This is a genomic window from Vibrio aphrogenes, from assembly GCF_002157735.2.
Taxonomy (GTDB): Bacteria; Pseudomonadota; Gammaproteobacteria; order Enterobacterales; family Vibrionaceae; genus Vibrio; species Vibrio aphrogenes.
Genome location: NZ_AP018689.1, coordinates 1,717,808 through 1,734,437 on the forward strand (window position 1 = coordinate 1,717,808; position 16,630 = coordinate 1,734,437).

The 16,630-nt window shown below is 42.9% G+C and carries 13 protein-coding genes and 11 tRNA genes; 20 read left to right on the plus strand and 4 right to left on the minus strand.

From position 1 onward, the window contains the following. Positions 1-32: 32 nt before the first annotated feature. From prmC to hemA, 3 genes are all read right to left on the minus strand, one after another. The gene (prmC, locus tag VCA1004_RS07800; RefSeq protein WP_086983361.1) at positions 33-878 is read right to left on the minus strand and encodes a peptide chain release factor N(5)-glutamine methyltransferase; all 846 of its coding nucleotides are present in this window, start codon (positions 876-878) and stop codon (positions 33-35) included. An 8-nt stretch (positions 879-886) separates the two neighbouring features. Next, on the minus strand, positions 887-1,975 hold the full coding sequence (prfA, locus tag VCA1004_RS07805; RefSeq protein WP_086983358.1) for a peptide chain release factor 1: 1,089 nt from the start codon (positions 1,973-1,975) through the stop codon (positions 887-889). 77 nt (positions 1,976-2,052) lie between these two features. After that, entirely contained in the window at positions 2,053-3,312 is a 1,260-nt protein-coding gene (gene hemA, locus VCA1004_RS07810) for a glutamyl-tRNA reductase (protein WP_086983356.1), read from the minus strand. Positions 3,313-3,540: 228 nt separating this feature from the next. Here hemA and lolB point away from each other — a divergent pair, with 228 nt between their 5' ends. The 17 genes from lolB (at position 3,541) to VCA1004_RS07895 (ending at position 11,552) form a co-directional block, all read left to right on the plus strand. Then, the gene (gene lolB, locus VCA1004_RS07815) at positions 3,541-4,248 is read left to right on the plus strand and encodes a lipoprotein insertase outer membrane protein LolB (protein ID WP_086983353.1); all 708 of its coding nucleotides are present in this window, start codon (positions 3,541-3,543) and stop codon (positions 4,246-4,248) included. A gap of 71 nt (positions 4,249-4,319) precedes the next feature. Further along, positions 4,320-5,213: a 4-(cytidine 5'-diphospho)-2-C-methyl-D-erythritol kinase gene (gene ispE, locus VCA1004_RS07820; RefSeq protein WP_086984644.1), complete on the plus strand. Its 894-nt coding sequence runs from the start codon at positions 4,320-4,322 to the stop codon at positions 5,211-5,213. Positions 5,214-5,240: 27 nt separating this feature from the next. Further along, positions 5,241-6,185, plus strand: coding sequence for a ribose-phosphate pyrophosphokinase (locus tag VCA1004_RS07825; protein ID WP_086983350.1), 945 nt, complete (start codon positions 5,241-5,243; stop codon positions 6,183-6,185). 190 nt (positions 6,186-6,375) lie between these two features. Beyond that, on the plus strand, positions 6,376-6,966 hold the full coding sequence (gene pth, locus VCA1004_RS07830; RefSeq protein WP_086983347.1) for an aminoacyl-tRNA hydrolase: 591 nt from the start codon (positions 6,376-6,378) through the stop codon (positions 6,964-6,966). A gap of 69 nt (positions 6,967-7,035) precedes the next feature. Then, entirely contained in the window at positions 7,036-8,127 is a 1,092-nt protein-coding gene (gene ychF, locus VCA1004_RS07835) for a redox-regulated ATPase YchF (RefSeq protein ID WP_086983344.1), read from the plus strand. A gap of 273 nt (positions 8,128-8,400) precedes the next feature. Beyond that, a tRNA-Met gene (locus VCA1004_RS07840) sits at positions 8,401-8,477 on the plus strand. A 104-nt stretch (positions 8,478-8,581) separates the two neighbouring features. Next, positions 8,582-8,666: transfer RNA gene (locus tag VCA1004_RS07845), tRNA-Leu, on the plus strand. Between the two features lie 82 nt (positions 8,667-8,748). Then, positions 8,749-8,823 (plus strand) — tRNA-Gln (locus VCA1004_RS07850). 138 nt (positions 8,824-8,961) lie between these two features. After that, positions 8,962-9,038, plus strand: a tRNA-Met gene (locus VCA1004_RS07855). 104 nt (positions 9,039-9,142) lie between these two features. Further along, a tRNA-Leu gene (locus tag VCA1004_RS07860) sits at positions 9,143-9,227 on the plus strand. Positions 9,228-9,309: 82 nt separating this feature from the next. Continuing rightward, a tRNA-Gln gene (locus VCA1004_RS07865) sits at positions 9,310-9,384 on the plus strand. Between the two features lie 111 nt (positions 9,385-9,495). Further along, positions 9,496-9,580 (plus strand) — tRNA-Leu (locus VCA1004_RS07870). Between the two features lie 35 nt (positions 9,581-9,615). Then, positions 9,616-9,690: transfer RNA gene (locus VCA1004_RS07875), tRNA-Gln, on the plus strand. Between the two features lie 110 nt (positions 9,691-9,800). Beyond that, positions 9,801-9,885: transfer RNA gene (locus tag VCA1004_RS07880), tRNA-Leu, on the plus strand. Between the two features lie 82 nt (positions 9,886-9,967). Next, positions 9,968-10,042: transfer RNA gene (locus tag VCA1004_RS07885), tRNA-Gln, on the plus strand. Positions 10,043-10,153: 111 nt separating this feature from the next. Next, positions 10,154-10,238: transfer RNA gene (locus tag VCA1004_RS07890), tRNA-Leu, on the plus strand. A 276-nt stretch (positions 10,239-10,514) separates the two neighbouring features. Further along, positions 10,515-11,552: a lactonase family protein gene (locus VCA1004_RS07895; protein WP_086983342.1), complete on the plus strand. Its 1,038-nt coding sequence runs from the start codon at positions 10,515-10,517 to the stop codon at positions 11,550-11,552. 120 nt (positions 11,553-11,672) lie between these two features. Here the strand turns inward: VCA1004_RS07895 and VCA1004_RS07900 are convergent, their stop codons facing one another. Next, positions 11,673-12,854 carry a 2-octaprenyl-3-methyl-6-methoxy-1,4-benzoquinol hydroxylase gene (locus VCA1004_RS07900; RefSeq protein ID WP_086983339.1) on the minus strand — a complete coding sequence of 394 codons (1,182 nt, stop codon included), beginning with the start codon at positions 12,852-12,854 and terminating at the stop codon, positions 11,673-11,675. A gap of 281 nt (positions 12,855-13,135) precedes the next feature. On the opposite strand from VCA1004_RS07900, the gene miaB reads away from it, so the two are divergent. From miaB to ybeY, 3 genes are all read left to right on the plus strand, one after another. Next, a complete protein-coding gene (gene miaB, locus VCA1004_RS07905; protein WP_086983336.1) occupies positions 13,136-14,560 on the plus strand; it encodes a tRNA (N6-isopentenyl adenosine(37)-C2)-methylthiotransferase MiaB in 1,425 nt (474 codons plus the stop codon). Between the two features lie 350 nt (positions 14,561-14,910). Then, the gene (locus VCA1004_RS07910; RefSeq protein ID WP_086983334.1) at positions 14,911-16,032 is read left to right on the plus strand and encodes a PhoH family protein; all 1,122 of its coding nucleotides are present in this window, start codon (positions 14,911-14,913) and stop codon (positions 16,030-16,032) included. 15 nt (positions 16,033-16,047) lie between these two features. Next, entirely contained in the window at positions 16,048-16,512 is a 465-nt protein-coding gene (gene ybeY / locus VCA1004_RS07915; RefSeq protein ID WP_086983331.1) for an rRNA maturation RNase YbeY, read from the plus strand. The last annotated feature ends 118 nt before the right edge of the window (positions 16,513-16,630 follow it).

The following is a 16,630-nucleotide window of genomic DNA, read 5'->3' on the forward strand; positions in this document are numbered from 1 at the left end:
TACCTGTTGCAGCTATATGGTTATTTTTTAATTTAAGCGTTCCAACAACCTAAAGTTACTCGGTCATTATGCCCATAATCTTGTTCAGTCGTCACATCTTGATAGCCTAATTGCGTTAAGATATCACGCACCTCTGAACCTTGTTCAAAGCCATGTTCCATCAATAACCACCCTCCTTTCTTAAGAAAGTGAATAGCATGCTGTGCAATATAGGCTAAATCGGCGAGTCCTTTTTGTTCAGCCACTAAAGCGCTGAGTGGTTCAAAGCGTACGTCACCTTGAGAAAGATGGGGATCGAGCTTATCGATATATGGCGGGTTACTCACAATGCAAGCAAACTCCGCTTGCGGGTCTAACGGTTCAAACCAGCTGCCTTGTAAAAACTGTGCATTCGTCAGATTTAACTTTTGACCATTGCGTGTGGCCAGTTGTTGCGCTTCCGGCTGTAAATCGATACCAATAATTTGCCGTGTCGGTAATTCGGAGGCTAAGGCAAGCGCAATCGCCCCGGTCCCAGTCCCTAAATCGAGAATATCCCCTTCCTGTTGCTCCGCTTTGTCTAACGCTAATTCAACTAGCCTTTCAGTGTCAGCTCGCGGAATTAAAGTCGAGGTCGACACTTCTAACGGCAAGGACCAAAACTCTCGTTCACCTACGATATAGGCAACAGGCTCTCCATTCAGACGGCGACTCAAAATGACATCAAACTGCTCTTGCTGCTCGAGCGTTAATTCTTTTTCTGGCCAAGTCAACAAGTAACTGCGAGGTTTATCAAGCACGTAGCAAAGCAATACCGAAGCATCCAGTGCCGCGCTTTCACTGCCGCTTTTCATTAAAGCGGCAATAGCAGATTTTAAATTCGCTTCAATACTGATCATTCGGACAATTAATTTTGTTCTGAAAGCGCAGCAAGTTGATCCGCTTGGTGTTCTTGAATAACCGGATCAACAAGGCTTTGTAGATCGCCTTCCATCACTTCATTTAAACGATAAACCGTTAAGTTAATACGATGATCCGATACGCGACCTTGTGGGTAGTTATAAGTACGAATACGGTCACTGCGATCACCAGAACCCAGCAAGTTGCGACGTGTATCTGACTCTTCTGCTGCGCGTTTTGCTTCTTCCGCTTGAATAATACGAGCGGCTAAAACGGCCATCGCTTTGGCTTTGTTTTTATGCTGTGAACGCTCGTCCTGACACTCAACCACAGTTCCTGTTGGTAAGTGGGTAATACGAATAGCAGAATCGGTGGTGTTAACGTGCTGACCACCGGCACCTGATGAGCGGAAGGTATCAATTTTTAGATCCGAGGCTTTAATTTCTGGAATTTCAGCTTCAGGGATCTCAGCCATCACAGCCACAGTACAAGCCGAAGTATGCACACGGCCTTGTGATTCGGTTGCTGGTACACGCTGCACACGGTGACCACCAGATTCAAATTTAAGAACCCCATAAGCACCATCACCGTTTACTTTGGCAATCATTTCTTTGTAACCACCATGCTCGGCTTCATTACAGCTGATCACTTCGATACGCCAGCCTTTTTTCTCAGCAAAACGGCTGTACATACGGAATAAATCGCCCGCAAAAATACCCGCTTCATCGCCACCTGCACCGGCACGAATTTCTAAGAAACAGTTGCGGTCATCGTTAGGATCTTTCGGTAATAACAAAATTTGTAATTCATCTGCCAAACGTTCAATCGTAGCTTTCGCTTCTTTGATTTCGTCTTGAGCCATTTCGCGCATCTCAGCATCGTCTTCTTGCGCCATTTCTTCGGCAGCCACTAAGTCTTCTTGCGCTTGTTGATAGGCTTGGAAGCATTGCGTCACTTCTTCTAGCTGAGAATATTCTTTGGATAAATTACGGAATTTATCTTGATCGCCGATAACACCAGGGTCACCAAGCAAATATTGAACCTCTTCATAACGTTCAACTAATGTTTCTAATTTTGTCAAAATTGACGAATTCATAATTAAGTTCTTATTTAGATTAATAATTCAATTTTTAGGAGTGCGTGTGGTTTGGGTAGCGCTAATAATGAATATAGCTACAATTCTTCTAAGCCCAAACTTTGACGAATAATTGCGAGTTTTTCAGGTTGCCCTTGTTCTGCGACTACTTGCATAGCTCGTGTTGGGGTATGAATTAAACGGTTAGTCAATTTATTACTCAACTCTCGTAAGACTTTTTCAGGATCGCCCCCCGAAGCTAGAGCATTTAAGCTTTTTTCAAGCAAATCATTTTTGATGTCATTGGCTTGTTCACGGTAATCACGAATACTGTCTACCGCTTGTAATGAGCGCAACCACGTCATGAACGCAGCACTTTCTTCTGAAACAATCGCTTCTGCTTGAATAGCTTCAACTTTGCGCTGCTCCATGTTTTTATTCACGATACCTTGTAGATCATCCACACTATAGAGATAGGCATCATCAAGATCACCGACCTGCGATTCAATATCACGAGGAACCGCAATGTCCACCAGCAACATCGGTTGATGTCGGCGTTTTTTCAAGGCCGTTTCCACCATCCCTTTGCCAATGATCGGTAAAGGGCTGGCGGTTGAACTGATCACAATATCAGCGCTCGCAAGATGTTCAGGGATTTCAGATAAGGTAATCGTCTCGCCACCAAACTGCTCCGCTAAGGTTCTTGCTCTTTCAACCGTTCGGTTGGCCACAATGATCTTTTTACACTGCGTCGATGAAATATGTTTCGCTACCAATTCAATGGTTTCACCGGCACCAACTAAGAGTACCGTGACCTCTTTCATCGATTCGAAAATTTGTTTGGCTAAAATGCACGCGGCATACGCTACAGAGACGGCACTCCCACCGATTGCGGTTTCGGTACGAACTCGTTTGGCAACAGAAAAGGCTTTATGAAATAACTTTTCGGTCATGCCATTGACGGCCTTCAAATCGGTAGATTCTGCGTAAGCTTGCTTCACTTGACCTAAAATTTGAGGCTCACCCAATACTAATGAATCCAGACCACAAGCCACACGCATTAAATGGCGCACCGCCGCTTGCTCTTCATAAGAATAGATACTAGACATGAGTTCATCTGAGCTTAATTGGTGAAAATTCATCAACCAATCAATGATATAGCCTTTTTGAGTGCCTTTTTTAAGATCACAATAAATTTCAGTACGATTACATGTTGAGACAATGACCCCACTTTTAATGACGTCACTCTGCGCTATCTGAGCTAAGGCTTCAGACAGTTTTTCAGGCGAAAATGCAATTTTTTCTCGCAACTCAACCGACGCTGTATTGTGATTGATACCAATAGCAAGCAAGGACATCTAGTGGGAATACTCTGAAATTAGTTATAAAAGGGCTGCAATTTTACTTGATGGGACTAATGAATGAAAGCGTCTTCGATGTTTATTAACACATTTCTCTAATATTCATCCAAAATAAGTGACAAAATAACGAGGCAATAATTGTGTAAAATCGTCGCACGGCTGCGCTCTCATCTGATTAATATGATATAGTCAGCGCCAGTTTATAGACCGTCTAAGGAAGTTGCTTTGTCTTCATTTTTTTCCCTTTCCGACTCTCAGCTAGCTCTTACATTAGGTTTCAATAAAAGCTCGTTTATCAGCCAAGCATATCGTCATTGGTTTGCCACCAGCTTAGCCGCCTTAATGCTATTGATAACAGGTTGTAGCAGTGTACCTCCTAGCCAAGAAAACTACTCTGTTGACTGGCAAATCCAAAAACACAAGCTAGAGCAACTCAATACCTTTAAAGCAACCGGTAAAATAGGCTATACCGATCCTGAGCATCGCCAGTCACTCAGCTTTATTTTTAAGCAGGCAGCGAGTTATAACGAACTCAAGCTGTTATCGCTTTTTGGCCAAACGGTACTGACCGTTCAAATGATGCCAAGTGGTGCCATGATTACCACTTCAGATGGACAGATTCAAACTGCCAAGCAGGCCGACCAATTAATAAAAAACCTCACCGGTCTTGCCATTCCTGTGAGCCAGTTACCAGATTGGTTAAAAGGCTTACCGACCAATGCTGATACAATCACTTTCAATCAGTCCAATACCGTGGAACACCTAGAAAAAACCATGGACAATAAAAATTGGTCACTCAATTATCAAAGCTACCAAAGTGTTGAATCGCCCAGTTTTGAAAAAGGTCAATCCTCGATAACCTTACCCAAGCAAATGCTTTTACAACAAAATGAAACGACCATTAAAATCCTGATCAGTAAATGGATAATCTAATGTCCCAACAAGAACGCGCTATGTTAACAAACACCCCATCAACACCATTAGCGGAACCAAATAATACGCTCATGGCTTGGCCTTCCCCTGCCAAGCTCAACCTCTTTTTGTACATCACTGGTCAATTAGCGAATGGCTATCATGAATTACAAACATTATTTCAATTTATTGATTTTGGCGACACGCTCACATTTGCAGCAAATAATTCCGGTAATATCCATATTGAACCGGCTATTTCCGGGGTTGCATTAGAAGACAATCTCATTTGGAAAGCCGCACAAGCACTAAAACAAGAAGCGTTTAATCAAGGTTATCCAGAAGCAGCTCAACTCGGCGCTCACATTCATCTCACCAAAGTATTGCCTATGGGTGGAGGATTAGGAGGTGGCTCCTCTAACGCGGCAACCACATTAATCGCTTTAAATGCTATCTGGAATCTCAATTTACCGATGGATACCTTGGCTGAATTAGGATTAAAACTGGGCGCAGATGTCCCGGTTTTTGTACGAGGTCAAGCGGCTTTTGCCGAAGGGGTTGGCGAAAAACTCACCCCGGCCACTCCAGAAGAGAAGTGGTATCTAGTGATCAAACCTGAAACAAACATTGCGACTGTTGATATTTTTTCTCACCAAAATTTAACAAGAAATACTGAAAAACGAGATCTACACACACTTTTACAGTTGCCGTACGGAAACGATTGCCAAAAAATCGTCACTTTGCTGTATCCGGAGGTTGCTAAGCAACTTTCATGGCTGCTACAATATGCGCCGTCGAGATTGACTGGAACGGGTTCATGCCTATTTGCCGAGTTTGACACTCAACAAGCAGCAGAAATTGTTCTCGAAAAATTCAACGACCATACAAAATTAAATAGTGTCTTCGGCTTTATTGCCAAAGGGGTGAATATCTCACCACTTCATAAGACTTTGGCTGACTATAAACAAGCCGACAACAATTCAATCTAAAACTGGACGCAACCCGAGGTTTCCACCGTGCCTGATATGAAGCTATTTGCTGGTAACGCCACACCTGAACTAGCCCAACGTATTGCCGATCGTCTTTACATTTCCCTTGGTGATGCAACTGTTAACCGTTTTTCTGATGGTGAAGTTGCAGTACAAATCAACGAAAATGTTCGCGGTAGTGATGTATTTATCATTCAATCTACCTGTGCCCCAACCAACGACAACTTAATGGAATTGGTCGTAATGATCGATGCAATGCGCCGTGCTTCTGCTGGTCGTATTACAGCTGTCATTCCTTATTTTGGTTATGCACGCCAAGACCGTCGTGTCCGTTCAGCTCGTGTTCCAATCACTGCAAAAGTTGTTGCAGATTTCCTTTCTAACGTTGGTGTTGACCGTGTTCTTACCATCGACCTACACGCAGAACAAATCCAAGGCTTCTTCGATGTTCCTGTAGACAATATCTTCGGTACGCCAGTACTAATGGAAGATATGAAGTCTCGTAACTTAGAAGATCCAGTGGTTGTTTCTCCTGACTTAGGCGGTGTGGTACGTGCTCGTGCAACAGCAAAAATGTTAGATGACACTGATATTGCTATCGTTGATAAACGTCGCCCTCGCGCTAACGTTTCTGAAGTAATGAACCTCATCGGTGATGTTAAAGGTCGCGATTGCGTGATCGTTGATGACATGATCGATACTGGTGGTACTTTATGTAAAGCCGCTGAAGCGTTAAAAGAACGTGGTGCGAAACGTGTATTTGCTTATGCAACTCACGCCGTATTCTCTGGTAAAGCCGCTGAAAATATCAAAAACTCTGTGATTGACCAAGTGATCATCACTGACTCAATCAAGTTAACTGAAGAGATGAAAGCAACAGGTAAAGTGACTCAATTGACACTTTCAAGCATGCTAGCTGAAGCGATTCGTCGTATTAGCAACGAAGAATCTATCTCTGCCATGTTTAACTAATCGCAGAAACTCGAAACTCGAAACTCGAAACTCGAAACTCGAAACTCGAAACTCGAAACTCGAAACTCGAAACTCGAAAAAATGAAACCACTTTGCCTTAGGGTAAAGTGGTTTTTTATTGCTTTGCCCACCAAGGCAAAAAATATGCTATCATGCCGCGCTTTTTAAATTTGAAAAGAGACTTCTCGCTTTGACTCAACCAATAAAATTACTTGTTGGCCTCGCCAATCCTGGGCCAGAATATGCAAAGACTCGCCATAATGCAGGAGCATGGGTGGTAGAAGAGTTAGCTCGTGTCCATAATGTAACCTTAAAAGATGAAAGTAAATTCTTCGGTTACACAGGTCGCCTCTTAATTAATGGTCAAGATTTACGATTATTGATCCCAACAACCTTTATGAACTTATCCGGTAAATCTGTTTCCGCACTTGCGAAATTTTACCAGATCACCCCAGAAGAAATCATGGTCGCACATGATGAATTGGATCTTCCTCCTGGTGTCGCTAAGTTTAAAAAAGGCGGTGGCCATGGTGGTCACAATGGATTGAAAGACATCATCGCCAAGCAAGGCAACAATAAAGATTTTTACCGGTTACGCATTGGTATTGGCCACCCTGGTCATAAAGATCGCGTTGCAGGTTATGTTTTAGGCAAAGCGCCAACCAAAGAACAAGAATTATTAGATGCTGTTGTTGATGAGTCCGTTAGAAGCCTAGATATTCTACTCAAAGATGGTTTAGCAAAAGCACAAAATAGATTGCACACCTTTAAAGCGGAATAATCTCCCTTTCAAGGTTTTCAAATTACAACATAAGTCGGCACAACCGCCGAATGAAAGAAGGTTAATATCATGGGTTTCAAATGTGGAATCGTCGGTTTACCAAACGTAGGTAAATCCACTCTGTTTAATGCGCTAACAAAAGCGGGTATTGAAGCGGCAAACTTCCCTTTCTGTACTATCGAACCAAATACAGGTGTTGTTCCAGTACCTGATTTACGTCTTGATGCTTTGGCAGAAATTGTAAACCCACAACGTACGCTACCAACAACGATGGAATTTGTTGATATCGCAGGTTTAGTAGCAGGTGCATCTCGTGGTGAAGGATTAGGAAACAAATTCCTAGCCAATATCCGTGAAACTGATGCCATTGGCCATGTGGTTCGTTGTTTTGAAAATGAAAACATCGTGCACGTTGCAGGTCGTATTTCACCTATCGAAGATATCGAAATCATCAACCTTGAACTGGCTTTAGCAGACTTAGATAGCTGTGAACGTGCGATCCAACGTCAAGCGAAAAAAGCCAAAGGTGGCGATAAAGACGCGAAATTTGAAATCACCGTACTTGAAAAGTTACTTCCTGTATTCACAGAAGGCGGCATGGCTCGCTCTGTTGAATTATCAAAAGAAGAACTAGCAGCGGTTGGTTACTTAAACTTCCTGACTTTAAAACCAACTATGTACATTGCTAACGTTAATGAAGATGGTTTTGAAAATAACCCATACCTAGACAAAGTCCGTGAGTATGCTGAGAACGAAAATGCTGTTGTTGTACCAGTGTGTGCTGCAATTGAATCTGAAATGTCTGAACTTGATGAAGAAGACCGTGATGAATTCCTAGCAGATCTTGGTATTGAAGAACCTGGTTTAAACCGTGTGATTCGTTCTGGCTACGAATTATTGAATTTACAAACCTACTTCACCGCTGGCGTCAAAGAAGTTCGAGCTTGGACTATTCCGATTGGTGCAACCGCGCCACAAGCAGCAGGTAAAATCCACACCGATTTTGAAAAAGGCTTTATTCGTGCAGAAGTCGTTGGTTACGATGATTTCATCCAGTACAAAGGTGAAAGTGGCGCAAAAGAAGCTGGTAAATGGCGTTTAGAAGGAAAAGAGTACATCGTAAAAGATGGCGATGTGGTCCACTTCCGCTTTAATGTTTAATATATAAGCATAATTTTTTAAGCAATTTTAAAAAGTCAGCACCTTCGCTGACTTTTTTGTTATCTGCTCGACAATAAAGTCTCTATCGATTTCAGGATAAAATTGCTATTTACCCTGCGATATTGCTCACAAACAAGGCTTTTTGTCTAAAAAAAAGTCGAACGATTCAAGAATCTTAATTTATTAAAAAAAACTGTTGACGCTCGAGGCTCAGATACGCATAATGCGCTCCGTCCTCAAGGCACAGCGAGTGTTGCAGAGGAAACAAGTTTTGGCTACGTAGCTCAGTTGGTTAGAGCACATCACTCATAATGATGGGGTCACAGGTTCGAATCCCGTCGTAGCCACCATATTTTATACGAATGTCTTTTAAAGAGATTCGTTACTCGGAAACAACGTCACCAATCAGTTGTTTCATTAACGAGTTACTAGGATATATTCCTAGCACGGTTTTGCGGTCGTGGCGGAATTGGTAGACGCACCAGATTTAGGTTCTGGCGCCGCAAGGTGTGAGAGTTCAAGTCTCTCCGACCGCACCATGAATAAACGTTTCTCGGTTATCGAGTCTCGTTTCTCGAAACATATCGAGTGACGAGTAACGAAAATTCGAGTTCCGTCGACTGGGCTATCGCCAAGCGGTAAGGCACCGGCTTTTGATGCCGGCATTCCCTGGTTCGAATCCAGGTAGCCCAGCCACTATTTAAGTTCCTAGATAACTAGTCGCTAGTTTCTAGGCAGAGCAAAAGCTCAAAGAAAAAGTTTCATCTAAGGTGGAACAAAGAGTCAGTTTATATTATATTACTTGGCTCAAAATAAAGTTACTCAGTAACTATTGGCTACGTAGCTCAGTTGGTTAGAGCACATCACTCATAATGATGGGGTCACAGGTTCGAATCCCGTCGTAGCCACCATATTTTATACAAATGTCTTTTTAAGAGATTTGTCACTCGAAATAGCTTCACCAATCAGCTATTTAATATCGAGTTACTAGGAATTAACTTCCTAGCACGGTTTTGCGGTCGTGGCGGAATTGGTAGACGCACCAGATTTAGGTTCTGGCGCCGCAAGGTGTGAGAGTTCAAGTCTCTCCGACCGCACCATGAATAAACGTTTCTCGGTTATCGAGTCTCGTTTCTCGAAACATATCGAGCGACGAGTAACGAAAATTCGAGTTCCGTCGACTGGGCTATCGCCAAGCGGTAAGGCACCGGCTTTTGATGCCGGCATTCCCTGGTTCGAATCCAGGTAGCCCAGCCAATTTTTTACGTTTCTCGGTTATCGAGTTTCGTATCTCGAAGAACATATTTCATCAATTAGTATGTTCGTAACATTCGAGAAACTAGAAACGAGTTTTCTAGACACGTATTTGCGGACGTGGCGGAATTGGTAGACGCACCAGATTTAGGTTCTGGCGCCGCAAGGTGTGAGAGTTCAAGTCTCTCCGTCCGCACCATAAATAAACGTTTCTCGGTATCGAGTTTCGTCGACTGGGCTATCGCCAAGCGGTAAGGCACCGGCTTTTGATGCCGGCATTCCCTGGTTCGAATCCAGGTAGCCCAGCCATATTTGCAAACGATATTCTTTTAGAGTGTCGTATCTCGAGAGCAAGCTTAACCAATCAGCTTGCTTTTTTTATCGAGATAACTGAGAGCTTTTTCTCAGAACACGGTTTTGCGGTCGTGGCGGAATTGGTAGACGCACCAGATTTAGGTTCTGGCGCCGCAAGGTGTGAGAGTTCAAGTCTCTCCGACCGCACCATGAATAAACGTTTCTCGGTTATCGAGTCTCGTTTCTCGAAACATATCGAGCGACGAGTAACGAAAATTCGAGTTCCGTCGACTGGGCTATCGCCAAGCGGTAAGGCACCGGCTTTTGATGCCGGCATTCCCTGGTTCGAATCCAGGTAGCCCAGCCAATTTTTTACGTTTCTCGGTTATCGAGTTTCGTATCTCGAAGAACATATTTCATCAATTAGTATGTTCGTAACATTCGAGAAACTAGAAACGAGTTTTCTAGACACGTATTTGCGGACGTGGCGGAATTGGTAGACGCACCAGATTTAGGTTCTGGCGCCGCAAGGTGTGAGAGTTCAAGTCTCTCCGTCCGCACCATCATCAACAAAGCCCACTTTATTGTGGGCTTTGTCGTATCTGGTGTTTCTTCATTTTATTGCCATTCTCTTTCTGATACCAATCGTACTCATACCAATTGCCCTAATTACCGGATAATCCTTGCTGGTAAAGGCTTGATCATGGTGTTAATTAATCTAAATGACCGATCTTTATCAAGTTTGCAATCGACATCACTTTTCCTGACGCAGTTTTTGATTCCTTTCTCTTTTAGAACCTTGCAAGATAGAAGCGTTTAGTCTTTATGGTGAAAAAAGAATGGCAGATTTATCTTTAATTATCAGTGGTTACACTCATGACGAAAGTCCTACCGGTATTTATTTTGCTCAGTTAAATACTCAACACCATCAATTCACGCTTCATCCTTCCAATATCGATTTAAAACATCCTTCTTATTTTGATTATGCCAACCAACAATTAACCGTCATCTCAGAAGTATTAGAAACTCAGTCACCAACTATTTGCCAATATCGCCTAGATAACTGGCAAGTAACGCCGCAGACTCAATCGCCCTTATCTGGTAGTGCACCTTGCTATGTAGAAGCCAGTTTGAGCACTAATATGATTGCAACCGCTCAATATGGGTCGGGCCATATCGATATTTTTTCATGCACAGATGATGGGATTATTGATCAACATAGACAAACCATTAATAGCCAGGCCTTTGCAGCGTCTGACGAGCAAGAATCACACGCCCACCAAGCGGTCTTACTCCCTATCAGCCAGACTCTGGTTACTGTCGATTTAGGGTGTGATTGCTTACGTGTGTTTCCTTTTGATCATCATCACCACACCGTTGCTATCACAGACTCCTATTCTGTAGCGCTCCCTATCGAAAGTGGCCCTAGACATGTCATCTTTGATAAAAATGAACAGTTTGGGGTCGTGTTATGTGAGATTTCTGAACAATTGATTTTACTCAAAAAAATCGCAGGGAAATGGCAAATACATGGTCATCAAGCTGCATTACCACAAACAGAAAATGGTCAAGCGGCAGGAGCCATCAAATTTTCACCAGACGAGCGCTTTATCTATCTCACCGGCCGCCGTCAAAACTTAATCGCGTGCTTTGCGTTTAATGGTTTAACTGGCGAATGTGAGTATCAATACGCGATAGATTGTGGAGGACGTTTTGCGCGTGATTTTGCGATATCACACTGTGGAAACTGGCTGGTAGTAGCTAACCAATTAAGCCACAACCTTGCGCTCTTTCGCCGCGATAATGAAACAGGTGAACTGCAAGATACGAAGATAAGGCATAAAGTCCCTTCCCCAACTTGCATAAAGTTTATTTAACGAGCAACGAGCAACGAAAAAATAATAAATGGCCGCTTAGTTAGAGATAAGCGGCCATTTCTTGTTATATCAACCACATTAATTAGAGGTTAAAGGATCAGGTAATAAGTACTATTGCTCTTATAAACCTAACGCATATTTCAATACTTGCTTTTTAATTTCTCCAGAATGCTCAGCGGCTTTTAATGCCACATTACGCAGAACTTTCAGCGGGGCGATATTGTTACTGAAGGTTGTATAGAAGAAATCCATACCGGTTTGCATCAATAAATTATCTTTACGACGTTGCTTTTCATAAGCAATGAATGCCGCCTCTGAGTCCAACCCTTTATCTGCAATCGTATCAAGTAATACGGAGACATCTTTAAATCCAAGATTGACTCCCTGCCCGGCTAAAGGATTAATCGTATGAGCTGAATCACCAACCAGTACACAACGATTTGACACATAACATTGAGCGTGACGACGAGTTAACGAGAAAGAGCCCGCTTGCAAAACTTGAATGTCACCGAGCTCTTTAGGAAAATGAGTTAATACTTCCTCTCTCAACGATTCCGGAGACAGCGCTTGTAATTGCTTGATACGTTGAGGGCTGTCATACCACACTAATGACCCTTGTTGTACCCCTTCCGCACTTGCAGCAAGTGGCAGAAACGAACGTGGCCCCTGTGGCGTAAACCATTGCCATGTCACATCTCGTACTTTACCTTCAGCAAGATCAGGTAAAGCCACATTAATTAACATACAGCGTTGACGATAATCCCACGCTGTCACCCCAATCTTCGCTTGTTGGCGGACTTGTGAATTAGCACCATCGGCCCCAATCACCCAACGAGTTTCAAGCGATTTACCATTATCAAGATGAACGATATTTGTCTGCTCAGCAAACTCAATATGTTCTAAATGATTGGGGCAAAATACCGACAAATTAGAAAATTGTGAGAACTGTTCCCATAACCCCAGTTGCATCACTCTATTTTCAACCATATAACCAAGCTTATCGAGATTTAACTCACTGGCATGAAAACGAGTACGGCAATCTGGGTGTTCCCAAGTTTCTAAACCAAGATAAGGTGTAACACGTTTGGTCGCTACGGCTTGCCAAGCACCAAGCTGCTTAAATAAATCCACTGAAGCTTTAGAAATAGCCGACACCCGTAAATCCATCGCTTGTGAGGGTTCAAAACTTTGAGGTGCTTTGCCTTCAACTAACGCGACTGATTTTTTTTGTTTCGCTAACCCAAGAGCAAGTGCTGCCCCAACCATGCCACCACCAATGATGACTACATCAAACTTGGCCATAAAAAACCTCAACAACAAACAGTATTGGCATTCTACTCTAACCGAGATCTTTGTCAGCCAACTCACGCAAATTATTCCATTTTATCCGCACATTATTCCTTAATAAAATTACGGCTATAATTCAATCAAGGCTTTGTGCCATCTAAGCTCTAGTCAGCTTGAGTTTAAAGCAGTACAATACGCGGCTTGCTAGATCTTGATTGGCTTTTAATGCCAGATCTACCCAAATAATGATGAGCAAAAGCTCAACCCAACACTGATTTAATACGAGCGAATGTGAAATGAGTAAGAAACTGCTAATTAAAACTTGGGGCTGTCAGATGAATGAATACGATTCATCAAAAATGGCCGACCTACTTAATGCCGCGAACGGATATGAACTCACCGAAGATCCAGCGGAAGCAGACGTATTACTGTTAAATACCTGTTCGATTCGTGAGAAAGCGCAAGAGAAAGTGTTCCACCAGCTAGGTCGTTGGAAAACACTTAAAGATAAAAAAGAAGGTGTCGTAATTGGTGTAGGTGGCTGTGTGGCGACTCAAGAAGGTGACCATATCCGCGAACGTGCACCATTTGTTGATGTGATTTTTGGCCCACAAACGCTGCACCGTTTGCCTGAAATGATCAAACAATCGCAAGCCAATACTGGCCCAGTAATGGACATCTCTTTCCCTGAAATTGAGAAATTTGACAGTTTACCTGAACCTCGTGCAGAAGGCGCGACAGCCTTTGTTTCTATTATGGAAGGTTGTTCTAAATACTGTACTTACTGCGTCGTACCTTATACGCGTGGCGAAGAAGTCAGCCGTCCAATGGATGACGTGTTATTTGAAATTGCTCAATTAGCCGATCAAGGGGTACGTGAAGTTAACCTACTAGGCCAAAACGTTAACGCTTACCGTGGCCCTACGCACGATGGCGATATTTGTACCTTTGCTGAATTATTACGCTTAGTGGCTTCTATCGATGGGATTGACCGTATTCGTTTCACCACCAGCCACCCACTAGAGTTTGGTGATGACATCATTGCTGTTTATGAAGATACTCCAGAATTGGTGAGCTTCTTACACTTACCGGTACAAAGTGGTTCTGACCGTATTTTGACTATGATGAAGCGTCCTCATACCGCAATTGAGTACAAATCCATCATTCGTAAGCTACGTAAAGCCCGTCCTGATATTCAAATCAGCTCAGACTTTATTGTTGGCTTCCCAGGTGAGTCAAAACAAGATTTCCAAGACACAATGAAGCTTATTAAAGATGTCGATTTTGACATGAGCTTTAGCTTTATTTTCTCTCCTCGCCCAGGTACACCAGCAGCGGATTACCCATGTGATGTGCCAGAAGATGAGAAAAAAGAACGTTTGTATGAGCTACAACAGCAAATCAATGCACAAGCTATGCGATACTCTCGTTTAATGCTAAATACAGAGCAACGCATCCTAGTGGAAGGCCCATCCAAGAAAAACTTGATGGAACTTCGTGGCCGTACTGAGAATAACCGTGTGGTAAACTTTGAAGGCTCAGCTGACCTAATTGGTCAATTTGTTGATGTACAGATCACCGAAGTATTCCCGAACTCTTTGCGTGGTACTTTAATCCGTACAGAAGCCGAAATGGGCTTACGTTCTGCCGTTTCTCCAGCGGAAATGATGAAAAAAACACGCAAAGAAGATGAGTTAGGGGTTGTTACTTTCACGCCCTAACACCATCGTATACCCAAGTAACTTCAAAATGCGAGTTTCAGCAAGAATAAAACAAGCTTTAGGCAAGGCAAATTGAATATGATCATAGTTATTCTATCTCAGTTCAATTTAACGCAGCATAAAGCTTGTTTTAACTTGCCCTTCGGGAGCTCCATTCAAACCTTTATGCCGCGTCAGATTGGTTTGAAAGGTGCCTACATTCCTTCTCCAATCTTCCTTGCTTAAAGGTTTGGATGATAGCTCTGAATTCTGCATCTTGAAGTCACTTGGGTATATAATTAAGATAAGTAAAAACGGTTCATTACTCTGCCTAATCAAGGGTAATGAACCGTTTGTAGCGAGGGGAAACCGTGAGCAATAAAATCGTAACGCTTGAAATTAATTTAGAACCTTCCGATAACCACAGACTCTCTAGTTTATGTGGTCCTTTTGATGACAATATTAAACATCTTGAACGTCGTTTAGGCGTTGAAATCAACCACCGCAGCAACTTTTTTACCATTACAGGTAAACCTCACACGACAGCGGCGGCATTAGAGATCATCAAAGATTTATACGTCGATACAGCACCAGTGCGTGGCACGATTCCCGATATCGATCCGGAGCATATTCATCTTGCAGTCAAAGAGTCTGGCATTCTAGAGCAACACCAAGAACAACCGATGGAGTATGGTAAAGAAGTCTTTATCAAGACCAAAAAAGGGGTCATTAAACCACGTACCCCCAACCAAGCTCAATATTTGGTCAATATGGTAACTCACGACATCAGCTTTGGTATAGGCCCTGCGGGTACAGGTAAAACTTACCTTGCCGTTGCTGCTGCGGTCGACGCATTAGAACGTCAAGAAATTCGTCGCATTCTGTTAACTCGTCCTGCGGTTGAAGCCGGTGAAAAACTCGGGTTCTTACCGGGGGATTTAAGTCAAAAAGTCGACCCTTATTTGCGTCCACTTTATGATGCCTTATTTGAAATGCTTGGCTTTGAACGAGTAGAAAAGCTGATTGAACGTAACGTGATTGAAGTTGCTCCATTAGCCTATATGCGTGGTCGTACATTAAACGATGCCTTCATCATTTTAGATGAAAGCCAAAACACCACGGTCGAACAAATGAAAATGTTCTTAACTCGTATTGGCTTTAATTCACGCGCTGTGATCACCGGTGACGTGACCCAAATCGACTTACCTCGTGGTGCTCGCTCAGGCCTACGTCATGCGATTGAAGTGTTATCCGAGGTTGAAGACATCAGCTTTAACTTCTTCCTTGCCGATGACGTCGTGCGTCACCCCGTCGTGGCACGTATCGTCAATGCCTACGAAAAATGGGAAGCACAAGATCAAAAAGAGAAAAAAGCGATTGAAAAGCGTCGTCGTGAAGAGCGTGAACAACGTGAAGCCCAAGCAGCCGCTTTGTTCTCAACCGCCAATGCAAACAATGTAAATACAACCACCCAGCACTCAGATTCTGAATAAGGTATTTGGCAGATTATGACAATTGAACTCGACCTTCAAATTGCAGTCGAAGACACCGATAGCCTTCCTACGGAAGCACAATTTCAACAATGGTTATCTTCTGCCATTACACTTTTTCAACCACAAGCAGAAGTCACAATTCGTCTTGTTGAAAGTGAAGAAAGCCAACAATTAAACCGTGATTATCGTGGTAAAGATAAGCCAACTAATGTGCTCTCTTTCCCATTTGAAGCGCCACCAGGGATTGAAATTGACCTACTTGGCGATCTTATTATTTGTAAACAAGTGGTTGAACGAGAAGCTCAAGAGCAAAATAAACCCTTAATTGCACATTGGGCGCATATGGTTGTACACGGCTCGCTTCATCTGCTAGGTTATGATCATATTGAAGATGATGAAGCTGAGGAAATGGAAGCCCTTGAAACCGAGATTTTACAAAAACTCGGCTTTGCTGATCCTTACTTATCAGAAAAAGAATAACCCATTCGCGGATGACTGTAATGCACGGTTAATCCGCGATTTTAACAGCGTGCTACCCGCTTTTGGTGGCGTTATATCAATCCAAACACTGCAATGCTTGTTATTAGCCAACCAGTGA

What these genes read in the sequence shown, in the direction of transcription:
- ychF (WP_086983344.1), top strand. Translation starts at nt 7,036, where the DNA reads ATGGGTTTCAAATGTGGAATCGTCGGTTTACCAAACGTAGGTAAATCC.
- prfA (WP_086983358.1), bottom strand. Translation starts at nt 1,975, where the DNA reads ATGAATTCGTCAATTTTGACAAAATTAGAAACATTAGTTGAACGTTAT.
- hemA (WP_086983356.1), bottom strand. Translation starts at nt 3,312, where the DNA reads ATGTCCTTGCTTGCTATTGGTATCAATCACAATACAGCGTCGGTTGAG.
- VCA1004_RS07895 (WP_086983342.1), top strand. Translation starts at nt 10,515, where the DNA reads ATGGCAGATTTATCTTTAATTATCAGTGGTTACACTCATGACGAAAGT.
- VCA1004_RS07900 (WP_086983339.1), bottom strand. Translation starts at nt 12,854, where the DNA reads ATGGCCAAGTTTGATGTAGTCATCATTGGTGGTGGCATGGTTGGGGCA.
- miaB (WP_086983336.1), top strand. Translation starts at nt 13,136, where the DNA reads ATGAGTAAGAAACTGCTAATTAAAACTTGGGGCTGTCAGATGAATGAA.
- ybeY (WP_086983331.1), top strand. Translation starts at nt 16,048, where the DNA reads ATGACAATTGAACTCGACCTTCAAATTGCAGTCGAAGACACCGATAGC.
- prmC (WP_086983361.1), bottom strand. Translation starts at nt 878, where the DNA reads ATGATCAGTATTGAAGCGAATTTAAAATCTGCTATTGCCGCTTTAATG.
- ispE (WP_086984644.1), top strand. Translation starts at nt 4,320, where the DNA reads ATGGCTTGGCCTTCCCCTGCCAAGCTCAACCTCTTTTTGTACATCACT.